Below are 19,129 nucleotides of genomic sequence, written 5' to 3'. Positions count from 1 at the left end.
GTGACACACTTTTGACAATTATGAAATCTTTTTTATCAGGAATAAAAAAACGGATCGCCTGTTTTCGTAATCGAAACGGGAGAAATGGCCATATCATTTCATGTTCCGAATCAGCGTTCGTAGATTGGAATACGGATAGCTTCCTGAAGTAATTACATTTATTATGACTTTTAAAGAATTAAATATTTCGGAGCCAATACTTAGGGCTCTATCAAACAAAGGCTATGAAACGCCTACACCAATACAGGAAAAAGCAATACCTGTCGCACTTTCAGGACAGGATTTGCTGGGAATAGCCCAAACAGGAACAGGCAAAACAGCCGCTTTTGCCATTCCGGTTATTCAGAAATTAGATCAACAACCTTCAAAAGGACAGAAAAGGGAATTAAAGGTGCTCATCCTGACTCCTACCCGTGAACTGGCAATACAGATTGACGACTGCTTCAAAGAGTATACAAAATATACGAACTTACGTCATACCGTTATTTTTGGAGGGGTAAATCAAAACCCTCAAGTAGAAGTTTTAAAAAGAGGCGTAGATATTCTGACAGCAACACCGGGACGCCTACTCGATCTTATTGCGCAGAAACATATCTCGCTCAACAATATTCGTCATTTTATCCTTGACGAAGCCGACAGAATGCTCGACATGGGATTTATACATGACATTAAGCGATTGCTGCCAATGCTGCCGAAACAGAAACAAACGCTGTTTTTCTCGGCTACCATGCCTGCCGCTATCGATAAACTTTCAAAATCTATCTTATTTCATCCCGCGAAAGTTGAAGTTACTCCGGTTTCTTCAGCGGTAGATACGATAGACCAACGTTTATACTTTGTGGAGAAAGCCGAAAAAAGCGCATTGCTTTATACGGTTCTGGTGAAAGAAGAAAGCAAATCCGTACTGGTCTTTTCACGCACAAAACATGGAGCGGATAGAATTGCACGGGTGTTGAACAAGAAAGGCATAGGCTGTGAAGCCATTCACGGCAACAAATCGCAAGGAGCACGGCAACGCGCGCTTACAAATTTCAAATCCGGCAAAACACGTGTTATTATAGCGACCGACATCGCTGCAAGAGGAATCGATATTGCCAATTTGGAAATGGTGATCAATTATGACTTACCCGATGTGGCAGAAACTTACGTTCACCGTATCGGTCGGACCGGTCGTGCCGGAAAAAGCGGCACCGCTTTATCTTTCTGTTCGCAGGAAGAAAAAACAATGGTAAAAGATATTCAGAAATTAACAGGAAAAAAACTGAATACCGTATCTTTAGCATAAAAACAACAACTATAAAATCATATTAATGGCAAAATCAAATTCATTTAACAAACGAGAATTAGAGAAGAAAAAAGATCAGAAAAGAAAGGAGAAACAGCAACGCAAAGAAGAGCGTAAAGCTGGAGGTGTCAGTTCATTTGATGAAATGATTGCCTATGTGGACGAAAATGGAGTTATCACAGATACACCACCCGATCCGGACAAGAAAAAGGAGGAAGTAGAATTAGATAATATTCTAATTTCTACACCAAAGAAAGAAGAGATGGAAGAAGTAGCTTTACGAGGACGCGTAGAACATTTTAATCCCGATAAAGGTTATGGTTTTATTAAGAGCCTTTCGGACACGAACAAGTACTTCTTTCATATCAGTAATGCCCCGGCAGATATAGCCGAAGGTAATATAGTTACGTATGAACTCGAACGAGGTGACAGAGGTATGAGTGCTGTAAACATCGTTCTTACTAAATAGAACAAATAATTTATCTTTAACAACAAAAGAAATGAACATTTATGTTTCAAATTTAAGCTACAGCACAGATGCAGATAGCTTGCAACAATTATTCGCGGAATATGGAGAAGTAACATCTGCCAACATCATTACAGACAGAGAAACCGGCCGTTCAAGAGGTTTCGGTTTTGTGGAAATGCCAGATGATAATGAAGCCCAAAAAGCTATTGAAGAACTACACGAAACTGATTTCCAAGGAAAAACAATCAATGTAAGCGTTGCTCGTCCAAGAACGGAGAGAAGCGACAACAGAGGAGGTTTTAACCGTGGCGGTGGCGGATTCAATCGCGGCGGTGGCGGCGGTGGTTTCAATCGCGGCGGCGGTGGTGGCGGATTCAATCGTGGCGGTGGCGACGGTGGTTACGGCAGAAACAGATATTAATCAATATTTTGAATACGCAACGGGTAGGCGAACCATCGCTTACCCGTTTTTTTTGTCCAAAAAAATCAGGTCAGTCTATTTCATTAACAATTCAAAATACCCTTAAAAAGAGAGGTGATTTTTCACAATACTATATATTTAAAAAGATATCCTTTATTTTTCAAGAAATAACCTTTATTTTTCCAAAAATAACCTTTATGTTTTTACAGGTTTCTAACGCCCTGAATTTTAGCAATATACAACACCGGCTAAAAATTGAAAACCAACCCTTGTTTTTAACTTAAAATATAAAAAACAAGCATTGCCAATCACAGGCTTTAGCAAACTCGTTTTTTGCTTAATAATGAGCGGGAATCAGTTTTCGGGGCAACTATTGTTTCGCCCTTAAAAAACTGTTGATCAATAACTAATGATAAAAAAAAGACTGTCTGGTTGCAGCTTTTTACAATATCCTTACATCTATCTATTTAAACAGACTTTATACTCTTATCATTAATTAAACCACAGAAACAAATGAAACATGTTATCCTCATCAATCTATTAGTATGGATATGCTTATCCCCCGTACTCGCGCAAGGAAGCGGATATCGTCCGCCAAAGGCAACAAAAGGATATATTTACCTGAAAGACGGCACCGTGCTCAAAGGAAAATATCATTATTCGCCCGATTTTGAAAAAATACGCGTAACCGCGAATGGAGAATCCCGCGTTTATAACGCTTCGGAAGTAGAGAAAACAGGCTCAAAAGGTCCCCTAATGTCTAAGGAAGAGTTTGTTTATTCTCCCCGTAAATTCACCAGCATAACAGAAGCCGGCCTGTTGATTGGCGGTCCGGACAGCAACCCTAAAACACCATTCGTTCTAAGTACATCTTTAAATTACACATTAACAGATGGTCTTTCTGCCGGGATAGGAACCGGAGTAGAGTTCTATCACGGAACATATCTGCCCGTCACGGCAAATATTCATTATCGCTTAGGCACAAAGCGAATAAGTCCGTTTGCCTCTGTACAGGCCGGATATCTCATTGTGTTGGAAAGTAATTATTACCAACCCAACAATTTTTACTATACATCAATATCCTCCTATTATCCGTATGATATATATAATCCTAACAGGTATGAAAAGTTAGATGCCCAGGGGGGATTTATGATTAATCCTTCGGTTGGGGTTATTATTGAAACAGACTACGACTTTGGCATAAGCCTGTCTGTCGGATACCGCTACCACAGACTAAAATATAGTCATGAGAAAAATGATTATAAGCTGAATGTGGACTACAACCGCTTATCACTCAAATTAGGTATTATCTTTTAAAATACAAGAATCATGAATCGTATTACACAATATATCAAATTTTTCAGCCTCGCCTCAATTCTTATGTTCGGTGCTTGCACGGAAGATTACACCGAAAGTTTCTTGGCGAATAGTCCGGTTTATTTAAGTTACGAAGAGCTGAGAAGTGCTGTTCGTTTCGACAGTCCGAAAGAAATAACCAAACCGGGACGCATTTATTTCAAAGGAGACACCCTCTTTGTTGTAGAGGCGTATGCCGGTGTACATGTGCTGAAAGTAAACAACCCGGCAAATCCCGAAAACGCCGGTTTTATCACCATCCCGGGCTGTACCGACCTGAGTATAAGAAACAATATACTTCTGGCAAATAGTTTCATAGACTTGGTTGCCATAGATATCTCAGACCTTTCCAACATTCGTGAAACAGCACGTGCTCAATCCGCCTTTCAATACTGCATCCCCCAAAAAGACAATGAATATCCGTATGCTAACATAGACGAAACAAAAGGGGTAGTCGTTGATTTAGAGGTAAGAAAAATAGAGCAAGAAGTTGAGTTATACCCCAGTTCGCACCCTTATTATTATTATAATATAAACAATTGGGATGGAGCTTATCTGGATAATATGTCTTCCGGTGGTGGCAAAGGGTCTGCTTCGTTCGGAACCGGCGGCTCAATGGCAACATTCGGATTATACGACCATTATTTATACATTCTGAAAGACTTCTACGAAGTTGTTACTTACGATGTGAGCAGCCCGTCCAAAATAGATAAGATAAACAACACGCGCACAAACGCACAGGCAGAAACCATGTTTCTGTATGACGGACACATGTTTCTGGGTACAACCACGGGAGTTTCCGTGTTTAATCTATCGGCGCCATCCAGTCCGAAGCACATCTCTACCTATAGTCACCTAACCGCTTGCGACCCTGTTGTGATTCAAGACGGATACGCATATTATACCCTACGAAGCGGTACTGACTGCCAAACGACCGGCATCAACCGATTGGATATTCTGAAACTGTCTGACGATTACAGATCAAACGAACTAATCGCCACTTACAGCATGAAAGAACCCTACGGCTTAGGAATAGACGCCAATACCCTGTTTGTATGTGACGGAGATGCCGGTCTCAAGATTTACGATGTGGCCGACAAAACAAAACTTTCGCAAAACAAACTGGCCGAATTCCCCTCCATCCATGCCTACGACGTAATACCCATGAAAGGCTACCTCTTCACCATCGGCAAAGGAGGTTTCTTCCTCTACGATTATACCGACATAAAAAACATCAAACAAATCGCCTCAATACCCGTCAAAACAGCAGAATAACACACCCCATTAACAATCGTGGAGTTTATCTGTCATCCAGCTTGTTAACGTCACTTGTTTTCACCAAAGAAAAAAGCTCATCCGGCATCAATATTTCCCGGATGAGCTTTTTTAAAACTGAGACTGGTGGGTAGCGTAATGTTTCTTATAATGAATTCAATACTCTTCGTCCGGCATTTACCATTTCGGCTGCATTGTCCGGGGTTAGGTTTTCGTGCATGAAGCGTGAAACGGCGTTATTTAATTTGTCTAATTTCCCTTTTTGGTTCTTGCTTGTTAGTTCTTCGCGAAGGATACGGATCTTTTCAGCGTCTTGAATGCCTTCTATGGTGCGCTCCCAGCGTATGCTGCTGCGAGGACCCGGATAAATCTGATAGCAGTCACCGGCAGACCAGGTGCGGAAACGACTGTCTCGCAACGGGTCGATGGTCCAGCTGTTCCATGCCCAGCGGAGGAATCCGTCATAGTTTCCGGCTACCGCGTGCCAAAAGGTCCATGTGCCTTCTGCCGGAGGTGAAAATGAGAATATATTGGGTAGCGGTTCGGCACAACAAGTATAAACCGTGCTTATTTTTCCGGCCTTTATTCTTTCTTCTTTTACTGCCGGAGGGAATTCAAGTCCGTAGGCTATGCAATAATCATACAGGTCTGCCTGAATTTCTTCGTGATACGTACCGGCTAATGCGATTTTAAAATTGGGTTCTGCCTGCTTGATCACTTCTATGGCTGCTTGCATGTCTTCTAATTTACGTTCATCCATAGAGATTGTTGTTTTTTCAAACCAACCTTTTGCTTTCAGGTGAGAGGCGAAATCTTTTAGAAAGCTACCCCAATAATCGGCATATAAAGCGTCTCCGGGTTTTGCCTCTACATAAAGCACGCGGTTCGTTGCCTGATCGAAATAATCAAAACTCAACGCCCAGGGAATCATGGTATAACAATTGATCTGCTTATTGATGCCGATTTCATTCATCATGTATTCTACCCATTTGTCGAAGACTGTATAATCATACGCCCAGGTTCCATCCAACTTCTTCATCTTCCCAACCATGCTGTCGTAATGGTCTTGCGTTTGACCGGCCCAGGGTTTATGCATAATGGTAGTTGTAATTACCGACTGCCCTGCATCGGCCAACATTTTCATTACCGGACGCATTGCGTCGAAATGTGCCTGACTCCATAAAGGAACATCATAATAACGGGCTACCGCGTATGGATTCTGCCAGAAATCCAGATGAAATTTCCAGTCTTTCGGTTCCGGCAACGTGTGATTCAAAACTTCTACTTCCAGTTGCAATTGCAAAGGTTTAAAGTCTGCACCCGAAACGGTAAGTGCACCTTTATATTTTCCCGCTTTAGTGCCTTGCGGTACCCGGATGTTTACCCATACAGGTTGAGTAGTGCGTGCTTTAATATCGATCAGCTTGATATTATCCAACATATCGGCAACCAGAGAAGAATCCCAATCCGCCTTATTCGGACGATGTCCGCAACCTGTTTTTCCGTCTTTACTCAATTCGTCTGTCATTACATAACGCACGAATGAAGCTTTGGCGGCTGATGATGGAATGATATTCGATCCGTTTTTCAAATCACTAACCGTCAGCGTAGCACCCGTCAGGTCGGTATTGGTCCATACCAAAGCTTGCGCATTAACACGCTCTCCTTTCCAGGCCTTTCCTTGCCAACGGAGATTCTTTGCCGTTTTGGGAACTGAAAGCTTTGGATAGCGTATATCGATACTCCCCCAGCTGATCTGTGGAGTTGCCGGTTGTTGCTTCCAGACCGCCTCGCCGTCGTGCGGTTTCGGGTCGGGCAATTCGGTGAAATCATCTGTCAGGTATCTGTTTTGCTGTGCGGTAACAAAATGACCGAGCGTGAAGAGTAAACAGAATAAGAGCGTTTTTTTCATGATCTTATATTTTTAGCTTTAATATGAATTCCGGTACGAAGGTCAAATATAAGAGAAAATAAACAAATACTTTCTATCTTTGTATTTGTAATGCAGCCAGATATGATTAACTCTGAACACATATTAAAAGCTCATGGACTAAAAAACACGGGCTGCCGCAAGCATATCATCAACGAATTGCTAACCAAAGGTATCGCGCTTTCCGAACACGAGATCAAGGGGGTTCTTCCCGATCTGTTTGATCGTGTTACGTTTTACCGTTCTTTAAAGACTTTGGAAGAGAAGGGCATTATTCACCGCGTAATACTTCAGGACGCTTCGGTAAAATACGCGCTTAACGACAAATTACTCCTTCCTGAAACGCATCCGCATTTTCATTGTACAGAATGTGACGACGTAACTTGTCTGGAAACAGACATAAGCGCGAACGCTCCACATTTACCCCCAGGATACAAGGTAAAAGAAACACAAGTGCTGTATGAAGGCGTTTGTCCTAAATGCCTAAAAAACAAGTGATTCCAAAAGCATAAAATCTACCCAAAAACATAGAGGTTATTTTTCATATAGTATTGTAAAAAACAGCCCTATTTTAAGGCCGAATTTTAATTGTCAATTTATAGCAGAAGTTTATGGCATTTGCAACGGGGTTGCATTAATTTATTCTTTATCTTTGCACAAAACTTTTTTGGTTATGGATTACGCGCTTATAACTCAAAAGCTCACATTCTCATATAATGATCCTGTCAGTTTTTCTTTTCCCGATATTAATTGCAAAAAGGGAGAGCATTTATTGATTATGGGACCGTCCGGATGTGGTAAAACAACCTTATTGCATCTGCTGGCCGGCTTATTAAAGCCTTCTTCCGGAGAAATTACGATAAACGGAACAAATATTACCCGATTACATCGAAGTTTGTTGGACAAATACAGAGGAAAAGAAATAGGGTTTGTGTTTCAAAAGCCTCATTTTATACAAGCTCTTTCCGTGATTGAAAACATACGGATTGTTCCTTACCTGAATCATCAGGATACGGAGGAAGAGGAAATAGCGCGTATTTTAAATCGGCTTAATTTATCAGACAAACGAGACTCGCGCGTAAACCGGATGAGCGAAGGAGAATTACAACGCCTCTCAATCGCACGGGCAGTAATTAATAAACCAACCATTATTCTTGCCGACGAACCCACTTCCAGCTTAGACGATAAAAGCTGCGAAGAATCTCTCAGCCTATTGAAATCGGTAGCAGAAGCAAACGGATCGAGCTTGATTATAGTTACGCATGATAAACGATTGCTTGGTCATTTTAACCATGTAATAACATTACAGTCATGAACTTATTCCAGTTAGCGTATAAACAAATCAAGTCGAGGCCGCTCTCCTCTACCCTCAATATACTCCTCTTTACGTCAGGTATAGCGATCATATCCTTACTTCTCTTACTCAGCGATGGTTTCGAAAAACAAATAGAACGTAACGCGAAAGGTATAGACCTGGTGGTAGGAGCAAAAGGAAGTCCGCTACAACTTATTCTTTCCGGTATTTATCACGTTGACTACCCCACCGGAAATATCGATTACAAGGAAGCAATGAATCTGGCGAACAATCCGTTGATCGGTAAAGTAATTCCACAAGCATTAGGCGACAATTACAAAGGATACCGCATTGTAGGCACTACAGAAGCGTATATTTCTCATTACGAAGGCCGGTTGGCGGAAGGAGATCTCTGGCAAGAGAGATTTGAGGCAACGATCGGATCGAAAGTGGCACGTGAAACAGGATTAAAGCTAAATGATACATTTTCGGGCGTGCACGGTTTACTGGAAGGAGCCGGACATAGCCATGATGATAGCAAATACGTGGTAAAAGGAATCCTCGCGGAATCGGGCACAGTGCTCGATCAATTGGTGCTAACAGGTATCGAAAGCGTTTGGGAAATACATAGCCACCATGACCATGACCATGGCGAAGAAGAGGCTGAAGATGCGGAACATCACCACGAACAGGAAGCGCACCGGGAAATAACGTCGCTCCTTGTTTCTTTTAAAAGTCCGATGGGAGCAATCACCCTACCCCGTCATATTAATCAATCAACCAATATGCAGGCTGCTTCTCCGGCATTAGAGATAAATCGTCTTTTTGCTCTGCTGGGTGTCGGCATCGAAGCGCTCCAGCTTATCGCCGGTTTCATTATTCTCATTTCGGCGTTCAGCATTTTCATTTCGTTGCTCAATTCGTTGAAAGAGCGGAAATACGAACTTGCCCTGATGCGCGTAATGGGCGGAAGCCGGTTCAGATTATTTTCTATGGTATTAATCGAAGGGCTTACCTTTTCAGTTATTGGTTATGCGGCAGGATTCTTAGTTAGTCGCATGGGTATATGGTTGCTTTCAGGCTATGCGGAGAGTAATTTTCATTATGATTTAAGCCAATGGTTTAGCGTATGGGATGTATATTTATTATCTTTGTCGCTCGTTATCGGGCTTTTATCTGCTATTGTTCCTGCACTGAAAGCGATGAAAACAGACATTTCAAAAACGCTAAGCGAATGAAAGGGCTTATTTTCATATTCCTGCTTCTTATTACTCCTTGTGTTATGGCGCAACAAGCCGTTACCTGGCAAGACCTGGAGAAAATCAAATGGAAAACAGCCTATGACCCTGCTACCGAATCCTATTTCGATATTCCACACCATGGTCCGGCCATCAGGAGTCTAGATAAAAAAGAAATCACAATACAAGGTTTTTATGTACCTATCGATGCAGAGGGAAAGTATTTCGCTTTATCGGCAACACCATCGGCCATGTGCTTCTTCTGTAGTATAGGCGGCATTGAAACCGTGATGGAAATAATAGTAAAGAAAGGGCATAAAGAGTTCAAACGGATACAAGCCGATAAATACATTGAACTAAAAGGGCGTTTTAGGTTAAACATGGAGATAAACGATCAACTCATGTACGTGCTCGAAGACGCTGAACTCGTAAAAGTTATAAAGTAACCGATGAGCGTAAAAGAAACAAACCGGATAAAGAGGTTGTCGGGAATTCTTATTCTGACGCTATTCGTGTTTTATTACTCCGGACTTACTTTCTTTCCGCTCGCGCATACACACGAACATTCCACTTTAGTACACTCCCACCCATACAAAAAAGACAGTAACGGAAACGCGAATCACACGCATACACAGGCGGAATTCGTTTTAATCGCCGGATTATCACATCTGCTTGTCACCGCAGTTGCGTTTACTACCATTGTAATGGCATTGTTGAATCTATTTTGTTGGGAAATAGGATCAGATAGCTTTAACAACAAGCTTTTAGGTGCTTTCAAGGAGCTTTTCAATCTGCGTTCGCCTCCCTCTCCTTCCTTTTTATAATTTACTTTTCAAATACAATCGATTATTTATCAGGACATAATATGCCCGGAGAGGTTGATATGTCTTATTACTTCTAATTACGAACTAAATGAAATATTATATTTTCACACTGGTTTGTCTGCTTTATTTCACAACCGCCAAAGCAGACGAAACACCTTCGTTCTCAAAAACCGATGCAAACGTATTCGGTCATGTTATTGACAAGAAAAGCGGGGAGCATCTTCCTTTTATTAATGTAGTGCTAAAGAACACAACAATAGGCACAACAACCGATGCGACAGGTCATTTCGCATTGAAAAACCTTCCTGAAGGGAGATTTACTATCCTGGCTTCGAGTTTAGGATATGTTCCTCACGAACAAACTGTTGAGATTAAAAAGAACAAAAGCATAGAGCTTGAATTCATACTGGAAGAAGACGTGCTGAACCTGAATGAAGTCGTAGTAACGGCAGGTCGCACGGTTCAAAAGCGTATGGAGGCTTCGGTTATTGTGAACACATTAAATGCCAAGAGCCTGTCTACCACCCAAGCAACCGTACTGGGGGAAGGATTAAACTATTGCACCGGTCTCCGCTATGAGAACGATTGTCAGAATTGCGGTTTCTCACAGATCCGGATGAACGGACTGGAAGGTCCATATTCGCAGATACTGATCAACAGTCGTCCTATTTTCAGCGGACTTGCGGGTGTTTACGGACTGGAGTTGATTCCGGCCAATATGCTCGACCGGATTGAAGTGGTACGCGGAGGAGGATCTGTGCTTTACGGCTCAAACGCCATAGCCGGAACGGTAAACCTGATTCTGAAAGATCCAACGGTCAATTCATTTGAGGCAGGATACAACACGTCTCTTATCGGCACAGGAGTAAGCGGTTCCAACGGCCCCACAGCAGATCATAACGCCTCTTTCAATGCTTCGCTTGTTACTGATGATCACCGAACGGGCATTGCCGTATTCGGGAATATGCGCGATCGTAAAATGTATGATCAAAACGGCGATGGATTCTCGGAAATAGCACCCATGAAAAATACGGTTATCGGCACACGCCTGTTTCATCGCCCGTCCTACAGAAATAAACTCAGCCTGAATTTCTTTAACATCCGGGAAAATCGTGACGGAGGAAATAAGCAGGAACTTCCATTGCACGAACGCGATGTAGCAGAGGCTGTAAAGCACGATATGTTAGTAGGCGATCTTACTTTCGAACAGTATCTTCGTGAAAGCGACATCCTTTCCGTTTTCGCTTCAGGGCAATACCTCGACCGTGACTCTTATTACGGGGCCAATCAGTCACTTAGTGACTACGGAAACACAAAAGACAAAACATACAATATCGGAGCGCAATATAAAGCTACTTTAGGTATCTCTTCGTTGGTTGGGGGGATTGAACATACCGGTTCTTTTCTGAAAGATAAAAAGCTGGGCTACCCGGATTATGATAATGCCGAAATTGTAGATGGTAAGATTGTGTCGGTTCCTCATGTTCCGGGCACGGTCGTTTCAGACCAGTCGCTGAAAACTACGGGAGCTTTCGCACAATATGAAATAAAATACGGACGGGCCAAATTTTTAGCAGGAGCACGTTTCGAACATTATTCGATTGACAACAAACAGGCCGAGGGTAGTGATAAATCAGGGAATGTGCTTATTCCCAGAGCCAGCATCATGTATGACCTGACACGCTATCTGCAAACTCGTATCGGGGTTTCGAGAGGATACCGGGCACCGCAGATATTCGACGAAGACCTGCATATCGAAACCTCCGGATCTCGTCAGGTGATCAACAAGAACGCACCCGATCTGGAACGGGAGAATAGCACAAGCTATACGGTATCCTTTGACTTTAACAAAACTATCGGAACGATGAGCACCGGGATTCTTGTGGAAGGGTTTTATACCACTTTGCATAACCCATTCCGAAACGAGATAGGCGAACCGGACGAGCACGGTACCGTTATCTATACGCGCATCAACTCCAAAAACGGCGCAACAGTTCAAGGGGTAAACGTAGAATTTAAACTATATCCCACACAGACGTTATTTATCAATCTGGGACTTACCGCTCAATCCAGCAGATACAAAGAAGGGGATGAAAATTTCAACGAAAAGAAGTTTTTCCGCACTCCGAACACGTATGGTTTCTTCACTGCGGACTGGAATTTCGCGCCAAGATTCGGATTATCATTAACAGGCAATTATACCGGAAAAATGCTTGTTCCCTATTTCGGAACAGCACTTCCTGAAGGTGAAATCCGGGATGCCGGCGAACTTCGTGAATCAAACGCGTTTTTTGACGCCGGAGCAAAACTCCACTACAATATGCCGGTTGGAAAAGGAGTAACAATGCAATGGTATGGCGGTATAAAGAATATCTTCAATGCTTACCAAAACGACTTCGACAAAGGTATCGACCGTGATCCGGCCTACGTATATGGTCCGGGATTACCTCGCACCGTGTTTATCGGAATAAAGATTGGAAATCTATTCTAAATACCGAAAGTAAAACACAAAATATAAGGGTATCTTAAAAGTAGATTTTCGGCTACTTTCAGGATACCCTCATTATAAATATGCTGTTAAAATCAGGTAAGTGCGGAAGTAACGAACATATAGATCATCATTCCTATAATGTCATTGGTAATTGTAATAAACGGACCTGTAGCCAGTGCCGGATCAATCTTAAGTTTTGAAAGTGTAACGGGAACTATCGTACCGAAAATACTCGCAAACAAAACAACGGCAAACAAACTAAGCGAAACAGACGCTGTTATACCAGCGTCACCAAGCATAAAGAAGTTATATATAAACACAACCAAACTGATAATACTCGCATTGATCAACGAAACCACCAATTCTTTTCCTAATTGAGATACTATATTATCGGGTTTCAACGTGTTATTCGCTAACCCTTGTACAACAATTGCTGAAGATTGTATCCCCACATTCCCTCCGGTTCCTCCGATCAGGGGAATGAATAATGCCATCTTGGGGTTGGAAGCGAAACTTGCTTCGAATCCGCCTAAAATAACAGAATTGCCCAATCCTCCGATCATTCCGATTAGTAACCAGGGAAGGCGGGCTGCTGTTTGCATGAACACATTGTCTGATGTTTCTACGTCTTTCGAGATACCCGAAGCCAATTGATACTCGCGTTCGTGTTGCTCGCGCACCTCATCCATCACGTCGTCAATCGTAATCCGACCTACAAGGCGACCAATACTGTCTACAACAGGAAGTGCCACCAAGTCGTACTTTTCAATGGTAGTAACCACCTCTTCAACACTATCATCCACATGCACTACGATAGGTTCTTTCTTCATTACGTGCTTGATCTTCGAAACCGACGGACTGGTTATCAATCTCTTCAGCGGCAGAACTCCTTTCATGCGTTCGTCGTCATCAACCACATAAACATAATATATTTCATCAACTTCTTCGGCTTGTAAGCGCATTTCATCTATACAACGAGGCATACTCCAATTCTCGTTTACCACGATCATTTCCGTACCCATCAACCCCCCGGCAGAGTCTTCGTCGTATTTCAACAAATCCACGATATCACCAGCCTGTTCTACGTCTTGAATATGGGAAAGGATTTCTTCTTGCCGTTCTTCATCCAATTCACGCATCAGATCTACGGCGTCGTCGGTTTCCATGTTATCGACAAATTGCTTGGCGATAACTTCGTTGGGGAGTTCTTTCAGAAGCTTGTGACGTTCATCATCATCAAGCTCCATCAATACATCAGCGGCTTTCTCTCCGTCAAGTAGTAAATAGAGGAAAATTGCTTCTTTTAAATCTACTTCTTTATACAATTCGGCAATATCCGCCGGGTGAAGTTCCTGCAGCAGTTCTTTTGCTTGCACCTCATCTTTTTGATCGATAATGTTACGAAACTTATCGATATAGTCTTTTGTTAATTCAATCATGTGAGTCTGGCTTTATGCCGGAGTCTGTGATTCCGGGCTGGTTCTCAGATTACAATCTACTATCTCTGTAAGTTCAACAAACTGCTCTACCGAAAGTTGCTCAGGGCGCTTGTTGAATAAGGGTAAATGATAGTCCGGACATTCTTTACCAAGTATAGGTTTAATCGAGTTACGCAGCGTTTTGCGGCGTTGGTTGAAGGTAGTTTTAACGACTGTTTTAAAAAGTTTTTCGTCGCATCCCAGAGATGTCCGTCCATTGCGTGTGACTCGAATCACTCCGCTCTTGACCTTCGGAGGAGGGTCGAACACCGTTTCACTCACCGTGAAAAGGTATTCTACATCATACCATGCTTGCAGTAGGACACTCAAGATCCCATACGCTTTGCTACCGGGAGGCGAGGCGAGGCGTTCCGCCACTTCCTTTTGCAGCATACCGGAGCAACAAGGTATTTGATCTTTATATTCTAATATTTTGAAAAAAATCTGGGTAGATATATTATATGGATAGTTGCCTATCACACAAAATTGAGAAGAAAAAAGTTGGTTTAAATCAAGCTTAAGAAAGTCTCCTTCTATAATCTTATCATTCAATTCGGGGAAATGTTCTTTCAGGTAGGTTACCGATTCAGTGTCTATTTCAACGACAGACAAGTTATGTCCAACATCCAGCAGGAAGCGCGTAAGCACCCCCATACCCGGTCCGACTTCCAAAACAGGAAGATCCATATAGTCCGAAACGGTTCCGGCTATACGCTGTGCGACCTGCATATCTTTCAAGAAATGCTGTCCTAAAGCTTTCTTCGGTTTTACTACTCTCATCCACTTCCTATATTGTAATCCGCTCGTTTTTAATTATAATGTTTATCTTTGCCGAAGCACAAAAGTACAATAAAAAAATTAGTTTCCTTACTGTATATGGATTTTAAAAGCATTACGCGTACATTCGTAAAGGTATTTATTCCTTTGGCTTTCGGCTGTTTACTCCTTTGGTACTTATATAGAGAGATGGACTTTCAGGAAATCTTTGAGGTTATTCGTAAGGGGGTTCGATACGACATCATCTTGTTTTCATTATTATTTGGTCTTGCCGCGAACATCATCCGTTCACTTCGTTGGGGTTTGCTCATCGGATCTTTAGGCGAACGTTTCAAGATGAAGAATATCATTTATGCCGTATTAGGAAATTACGCATTAAACCTCGTACTACCGCGGGTGGGTGAAGTTTGGCGATGTGGCATCATTACACGTTATGAGAAAATATCATTCTCGAAGCTTCTCGGCACGCTATTCGTTGACAGAATCAGCGATTCCATCATGGTTGGTTTGATAACGTTGTTTATTTTCATTTTCAATTTCAGTTTCTTCACGCACTTTTTAGCACGCAATCCGGCTTTGTTTGATGGCTTTCAGGCCATGTTTAACTCCATGTGGCTTTATGTGATCATCGTCCTGATCAGCGTAGGGCTTTGGTTTGTGTTCACCTACATGAGAAACTTCTCTTTGGTGAAGAAAGCGAAAGAAATGTTGAAAAATATCTGGGCCGGCATCAAAAGTATCTGGTTAATGAAACAGAAAGGTTTGTTTTTATTACAGACCTTATTAATATGGGTTGGATATTTTTGTTATTTTTACATCACGTTCTATGCATTCGACTTTACCCGTGACCTTGGTATAGGGGTAGGTTTGATTGCTTTTACGATGAGTAGCATTGGCGTTGCCGTTCCTGTTCAAGGCGGAATTGGCCCCTGGCATTTTATGGTAATAGCCACGTTGGTTTTGTTCGGGGTAAAAGAAACGGATGCCGCTGCCTTTGCATTAGTAGTACATACCGTTCAAACTGTATGGACAGGATTATGCGGTTTATTCGGTGTGATAGCCTTGCCAATCATTAACAAAGAATACAAGCCGGCTACTAATACAACAAGTATATGATCAAACCTGAACATCTCTTGTGGGCTTAACCCGCAAATGTTTATTCAGGCAGACTTATATTATAAATTTAAATCTTAGCGCTATGTCAGCAGAACTTAGGAATCTCTCTCCGAAGCATGTATGGGGTTATTTTTACGACCTTACACAAATCCCCCGACCTACAGGAAAAATGGAAGCAGTAACCGGCTATGTTCTTAATTTCGGAAAAAACCTGGGCCTCGAAACGCTACAGGATGAGGTAGGAAATGTGGTGATCCGTAAACCGGCTACTCCCGGATATGAAGAACGACCCACTGTAATCCTACAGTCACACTTAGACATGGTACCGCAAAAGAACTCGCATATATCCCATGACTTTGAAAAAGACCCGATCAATGCTTACATTGATGGCGACTGGGTAACGGCTAAGGATACTACTTTAGGAGCTGACAACGGAATTGGTGCAGCTTTAGCAATGGCCGTACTTTCAGACACATCGTTGAAACACGGTCCGGTAGAAGCGCTATTCACTGTAGACGAAGAAGTAGGAATGGATGGTGCTTTCGGATTAAAGCCCGGCTTTCTGAAGGGTGGCATATTGATTAATTGCGATTCGGAAGAAGAAGGCGAACTATTCGTGGGTTGTGCCGGAGGAGCGGATATGAATATTTCCCTTCAATTTAAAAACGACAACTACGTTCCCGAAGGCGATGTAGCTGTTAAGTTAAGCCTGACCGGATTAAAAGGCGGGCATTCCGGTGTAGATATTCACTTAGGCAGAGCAAACGCCAATAAACTTCTATTCCGTTTTCTGAAAGAAGCTGTATGCGATTATGGCGCACGCTTAGCTTCTGTAGAAGGAGGTTCGTTACGCAACGCCATTCCACGGGAAGCATTCGCGATTATCACCATTCCGGGAGATAACGCCGAAGCACTTTGGGAACTTGTGGCCGACTATCAGGAGATGTTCCAAAAAGAATATGACGGCATAGAAAACAAGATAACTTTCACCGCGGCAGAAGAAACGCTACCAACATCGCTTATCCCCGAAGAAATTCAGGACGATCTGATCAATGCGATTGAAGCTTGCCAAAACGGTGTAATAAGTATGCTAAGTGATTTTCCGGGCACAGTAGAATCCTCATCAAACCTGGCGTTGGTAAAGATCGACAACGAACTGGCAGAAATAAAGATATTAGTACGCAGCTCATCCGAAACAAGAAAACAGGCAGTCTGCTCAAGTCTGGAAAGTGTATTTGCACTGGCAGGAGCCAAAGTAGAAGAAGGAGGAGGCTATAATGGTTGGCAACCCAACATCAATTCTCCGATACTGAACGTGATGAAAGAAACATACAAAGCGCTTTACGGCAAAGAACCGTCTGTTAAAGTAATGCATGCCGGACTTGAATGCGGAATTATACAAGGCGCTTACCCGGATATGGATATGATTTCAATTGGACCGGACTTGCAATTCCCTCACTCTCCGGACGAACGCGTAAGCATTTCTTCTGTAGAAAAGGTTTGGAAATATATTGTTTCTACATTAGAAAGGGTTTAAAAGCTTTACCCTTTATTATTTCGGTCGAAGTGAAGGATTTTTTGTACAACAGCGAGATTCCTCCACTTCGATTGGAATAACAAAACATAAATCACAAACAACCACCACCATGAATATTCTGAAATACGATGAGACTGAAGCCACTCAGCTTACGCCAACCCTCAGCAGAAAACTTATCCGCACCAATAATCTGATGACTGTAATTGTGGAATTTTCCGGTGGACCAATGGCAGAACCCGATCCTTATCACAGCCATCCGCACGAACAAACCTGCTACATTGCAGAAGGCGAAGTTCTCTATCTGGAAGAAGGCGAAGACCCCATACACCTCAAAAGCGGAGATCTATTTGCCGTTGCCTCAGGAAAAAGACACGCGATACAACTATTGACACCCACAGCAAGATTAATTGACAGCTTTAATCCCGTAAGGGAAGATTTTTTGTAAATCCATTGTAGACAACAATCATGAATAAACCGACAGCCACCCTCCTCCTCCTTTCAGCTCTGTTTCTTTTTGCGGGAAATGTATCTGCTCAAAATATTAAAAACGACTCGATTCTGATTAAGTTGGCCGAGATGCCTTTGAAAAATATATTTGTAGAGTATCCCAACAAACCCGGTCATACGTATATAAATGCCGGTGAAGTCGGACTTTCTCCGCGTGATCTTCACCCGGTCTTTTATGGTTGCTTTGATTGGCACAGCAGTGTTCATGGACATTGGATGCTGGTTCGTTTACTGCGGAATTATCCGGACATTATGTTCAAAGAGGAGATTATTAAAACGCTGAATACTTCACTGAATAAAGAAAATATTGAAAAAGAGGCCGCTTATTTTGATCGCTCGGATCTGACGAGATCATTTGAACGGACTTATGGTTGGGCGTGGGTGTTGAAACTGGACGAGGAATTAAGCCTTCTGAATACGGAAGAGGGGAAGAAATGGCATCGCGACATCCAGCCTTTAACCCAAAAGATCGTTGATCTGTGGAAAGCTTACTTACCTAAACAATCTTATCCAAGCCGGGTGGGGACTCATAACAATTCGGCTTTTGCGTTGGGTTTCGCGCTCGATTGGGCAAGAGCAACAGGAGATAACGATTTCGAAAAAGCGTTAGTTGATAAAGCCAAAGAATTTTATGGTGATGAAAAAGACACTCCTTCTTATTTAGAACCGGACGGGGCAGACTTCTTCTCTCCTTCCCTACTTATCGCCGACCTGATGGCACGCATTCTGCCCGACAAAAAATACGACAACTGGTTTGCCGCTTTTATCAGCAGCAGAGGTGTTGACAATCTGTGCAAATCGCCCAAAGTCAGCGATTTAAACGACTATCAGATCGTTCATTTAGTCGGACTGTCTTTCTCTCGCGCCTGGTGTATGCAACATATCGCCCGAAAGATGCAAAAGGAAAATCCATACAAAAAACTATTCTCGGAAAAGGCCACCGAACTATTTGATAAAGCCTTACCCCTCCTGTTTAACTCAAATTACGGTGGCGACCATTGGTTGGCTACATTCGCTGTTTACGCGGATTAACGGCAACAATTTCTATTTAATTCAACACACATAGGTTAGTGTTTCGGAAATAAAGGATATTTTCCTTTTTCCATATCTGTGGAAAAACTTTTCTACATC

18 protein-coding genes are annotated in these 19,129 nt (G+C 42.4%); 15 read left to right on the top strand and 3 right to left on the bottom strand.

Annotated features, from left to right (window positions below; translation table 11 throughout):
• The first annotated feature begins 163 nt into the window (after nt 1-163).
• From B9Y81_RS13370 to B9Y81_RS13350, 5 genes are all read left to right on the top strand, one after another.
• Nucleotides 164-1,285 (top strand): DEAD/DEAH box helicase, encoded by a 1,122-nt coding sequence (locus B9Y81_RS13370; RefSeq protein WP_085537410.1) that lies wholly within the window; start codon nt 164-166, stop codon nt 1,283-1,285.
• A gap of 25 nt (nt 1,286-1,310) precedes the next feature.
• Entirely contained in the window at nt 1,311-1,754 is a 444-nt protein-coding gene (locus B9Y81_RS13365) for a cold-shock protein (RefSeq protein WP_085537409.1), read from the top strand.
• Between the two features lie 31 nt (nt 1,755-1,785).
• Nucleotides 1,786-2,175, top strand: a complete 390-nt coding sequence (locus B9Y81_RS13360) for an RNA recognition motif domain-containing protein (RefSeq protein WP_085537408.1) — start codon at nt 1,786-1,788, stop codon at nt 2,173-2,175.
• A 513-nt stretch (nt 2,176-2,688) separates the two neighbouring features.
• Nucleotides 2,689-3,492, top strand: coding sequence for a hypothetical protein (locus tag B9Y81_RS13355; protein ID WP_085537407.1), 804 nt, complete (start codon nt 2,689-2,691; stop codon nt 3,490-3,492).
• Nucleotides 3,493-3,504: 12 nt separating this feature from the next.
• Entirely contained in the window at nt 3,505-4,806 is a 1,302-nt protein-coding gene (locus B9Y81_RS13350) for an LVIVD repeat-containing protein (protein ID WP_085537406.1), read from the top strand.
• A gap of 145 nt (nt 4,807-4,951) precedes the next feature.
• Here B9Y81_RS13350 and B9Y81_RS13345 read toward each other — a convergent pair whose 3' ends face one another.
• Nucleotides 4,952-6,718 carry a DUF4091 domain-containing protein gene (locus tag B9Y81_RS13345; RefSeq protein ID WP_085537405.1) on the bottom strand — a complete coding sequence of 589 codons (1,767 nt, stop codon included), beginning with the start codon at nt 6,716-6,718 and terminating at the stop codon, nt 4,952-4,954.
• Nucleotides 6,719-6,820: 102 nt separating this feature from the next.
• Here B9Y81_RS13345 and B9Y81_RS13340 point away from each other — a divergent pair, with 102 nt between their 5' ends.
• From B9Y81_RS13340 to B9Y81_RS13315, 6 genes are all read left to right on the top strand, one after another.
• Nucleotides 6,821-7,234 carry a Fur family transcriptional regulator gene (locus B9Y81_RS13340; protein WP_317043273.1) on the top strand — a complete coding sequence of 138 codons (414 nt, stop codon included), beginning with the start codon at nt 6,821-6,823 and terminating at the stop codon, nt 7,232-7,234.
• A gap of 175 nt (nt 7,235-7,409) precedes the next feature.
• Nucleotides 7,410-8,051, top strand: a complete 642-nt coding sequence (locus B9Y81_RS13335; RefSeq protein ID WP_085537404.1) for an ABC transporter ATP-binding protein — start codon at nt 7,410-7,412, stop codon at nt 8,049-8,051.
• Nucleotides 8,048-9,268, top strand: coding sequence for an ABC transporter permease (locus B9Y81_RS13330; RefSeq protein WP_085537403.1), 1,221 nt, complete (start codon nt 8,048-8,050; stop codon nt 9,266-9,268). Before B9Y81_RS13335 ends, B9Y81_RS13330 begins: the two co-directional genes overlap by 4 nt.
• Nucleotides 9,265-9,714: a hypothetical protein gene (locus B9Y81_RS13325; protein ID WP_085537402.1), complete on the top strand. Its 450-nt coding sequence runs from the start codon at nt 9,265-9,267 to the stop codon at nt 9,712-9,714. The genes B9Y81_RS13330 and B9Y81_RS13325 overlap by 4 nt, the downstream gene beginning before the upstream one ends.
• Nucleotides 9,715-9,717: 3 nt before the next feature.
• A complete protein-coding gene (locus B9Y81_RS13320; protein ID WP_085537401.1) occupies nt 9,718-10,092 on the top strand; it encodes a hypothetical protein in 375 nt (124 codons plus the stop codon).
• Between the two features lie 88 nt (nt 10,093-10,180).
• Complete coding sequence (locus B9Y81_RS13315) at nt 10,181-12,583, top strand: TonB-dependent receptor (protein WP_085537400.1); 2,403 nt, start codon at nt 10,181-10,183, stop codon at nt 12,581-12,583.
• A 92-nt stretch (nt 12,584-12,675) separates the two neighbouring features.
• On the opposite strand, the gene mgtE is transcribed toward B9Y81_RS13315, so the two are convergent.
• Both mgtE and rsmA read right to left on the bottom strand, forming a co-directional pair.
• Complete coding sequence (gene mgtE, locus B9Y81_RS13310; protein WP_085537399.1) at nt 12,676-14,022, bottom strand: magnesium transporter; 1,347 nt, start codon at nt 14,020-14,022, stop codon at nt 12,676-12,678.
• A gap of 12 nt (nt 14,023-14,034) precedes the next feature.
• A complete protein-coding gene (rsmA, locus tag B9Y81_RS13305) occupies nt 14,035-14,841 on the bottom strand; it encodes a 16S rRNA (adenine(1518)-N(6)/adenine(1519)-N(6))-dimethyltransferase RsmA (RefSeq protein WP_085537398.1) in 807 nt (268 codons plus the stop codon).
• A gap of 96 nt (nt 14,842-14,937) precedes the next feature.
• On the opposite strand from rsmA, the gene B9Y81_RS13300 reads away from it, so the two are divergent.
• From B9Y81_RS13300 to B9Y81_RS13285, 4 genes are all read left to right on the top strand, one after another.
• Entirely contained in the window at nt 14,938-15,954 is a 1,017-nt protein-coding gene (locus B9Y81_RS13300; RefSeq protein ID WP_085537396.1) for a lysylphosphatidylglycerol synthase transmembrane domain-containing protein, read from the top strand.
• 82 nt (nt 15,955-16,036) lie between these two features.
• Complete coding sequence (locus tag B9Y81_RS13295) at nt 16,037-17,491, top strand: aminoacyl-histidine dipeptidase (protein WP_085537395.1); 1,455 nt, start codon at nt 16,037-16,039, stop codon at nt 17,489-17,491.
• 109 nt (nt 17,492-17,600) lie between these two features.
• Entirely contained in the window at nt 17,601-17,936 is a 336-nt protein-coding gene (locus B9Y81_RS13290) for a cupin domain-containing protein (RefSeq protein WP_085537394.1), read from the top strand.
• 20 nt (nt 17,937-17,956) lie between these two features.
• Nucleotides 17,957-19,030, top strand: a complete 1,074-nt coding sequence (locus B9Y81_RS13285) for a DUF2891 domain-containing protein (RefSeq protein WP_085537392.1) — start codon at nt 17,957-17,959, stop codon at nt 19,028-19,030.
• Nucleotides 19,031-19,129: the final 99 nt, after the last annotated feature.

Source organism: Massilibacteroides vaginae (genome assembly GCF_900178525.1).
GTDB lineage: Bacteria > Bacteroidota > Bacteroidia > Bacteroidales > Tannerellaceae > Massilibacteroides > Massilibacteroides vaginae.
Note: the sequence above shows the minus strand (reverse complement) of the source record. Positions and strands in the feature narration are given on the sequence as shown.

What these genes read in the sequence shown, in the direction of transcription:
- B9Y81_RS13370 (WP_085537410.1), top strand. Translation starts at nt 164, where the DNA reads ATGACTTTTAAAGAATTAAATATTTCGGAGCCAATACTTAGGGCTCTA.
- B9Y81_RS13365 (WP_085537409.1), top strand. Translation starts at nt 1,311, where the DNA reads ATGGCAAAATCAAATTCATTTAACAAACGAGAATTAGAGAAGAAAAAA.
- B9Y81_RS13360 (WP_085537408.1), top strand. Translation starts at nt 1,786, where the DNA reads ATGAACATTTATGTTTCAAATTTAAGCTACAGCACAGATGCAGATAGC.
- B9Y81_RS13355 (WP_085537407.1), top strand. Translation starts at nt 2,689, where the DNA reads ATGAAACATGTTATCCTCATCAATCTATTAGTATGGATATGCTTATCC.
- B9Y81_RS13350 (WP_085537406.1), top strand. Translation starts at nt 3,505, where the DNA reads ATGAATCGTATTACACAATATATCAAATTTTTCAGCCTCGCCTCAATT.
- B9Y81_RS13345 (WP_085537405.1), bottom strand. Translation starts at nt 6,718, where the DNA reads ATGAAAAAAACGCTCTTATTCTGTTTACTCTTCACGCTCGGTCATTTT.
- B9Y81_RS13340 (WP_317043273.1), top strand. Translation starts at nt 6,821, where the DNA reads ATGATTAACTCTGAACACATATTAAAAGCTCATGGACTAAAAAACACG.
- B9Y81_RS13335 (WP_085537404.1), top strand. Translation starts at nt 7,410, where the DNA reads ATGGATTACGCGCTTATAACTCAAAAGCTCACATTCTCATATAATGAT.
- B9Y81_RS13330 (WP_085537403.1), top strand. Translation starts at nt 8,048, where the DNA reads ATGAACTTATTCCAGTTAGCGTATAAACAAATCAAGTCGAGGCCGCTC.
- B9Y81_RS13325 (WP_085537402.1), top strand. Translation starts at nt 9,265, where the DNA reads ATGAAAGGGCTTATTTTCATATTCCTGCTTCTTATTACTCCTTGTGTT.
- B9Y81_RS13320 (WP_085537401.1), top strand. Translation starts at nt 9,718, where the DNA reads ATGAGCGTAAAAGAAACAAACCGGATAAAGAGGTTGTCGGGAATTCTT.
- B9Y81_RS13315 (WP_085537400.1), top strand. Translation starts at nt 10,181, where the DNA reads ATGAAATATTATATTTTCACACTGGTTTGTCTGCTTTATTTCACAACC.
- mgtE (WP_085537399.1), bottom strand. Translation starts at nt 14,022, where the DNA reads ATGATTGAATTAACAAAAGACTATATCGATAAGTTTCGTAACATTATC.
- rsmA (WP_085537398.1), bottom strand. Translation starts at nt 14,841, where the DNA reads ATGAGAGTAGTAAAACCGAAGAAAGCTTTAGGACAGCATTTCTTGAAA.
- B9Y81_RS13300 (WP_085537396.1), top strand. Translation starts at nt 14,938, where the DNA reads ATGGATTTTAAAAGCATTACGCGTACATTCGTAAAGGTATTTATTCCT.
- B9Y81_RS13295 (WP_085537395.1), top strand. Translation starts at nt 16,037, where the DNA reads ATGTCAGCAGAACTTAGGAATCTCTCTCCGAAGCATGTATGGGGTTAT.
- B9Y81_RS13290 (WP_085537394.1), top strand. Translation starts at nt 17,601, where the DNA reads ATGAATATTCTGAAATACGATGAGACTGAAGCCACTCAGCTTACGCCA.
- B9Y81_RS13285 (WP_085537392.1), top strand. Translation starts at nt 17,957, where the DNA reads ATGAATAAACCGACAGCCACCCTCCTCCTCCTTTCAGCTCTGTTTCTT.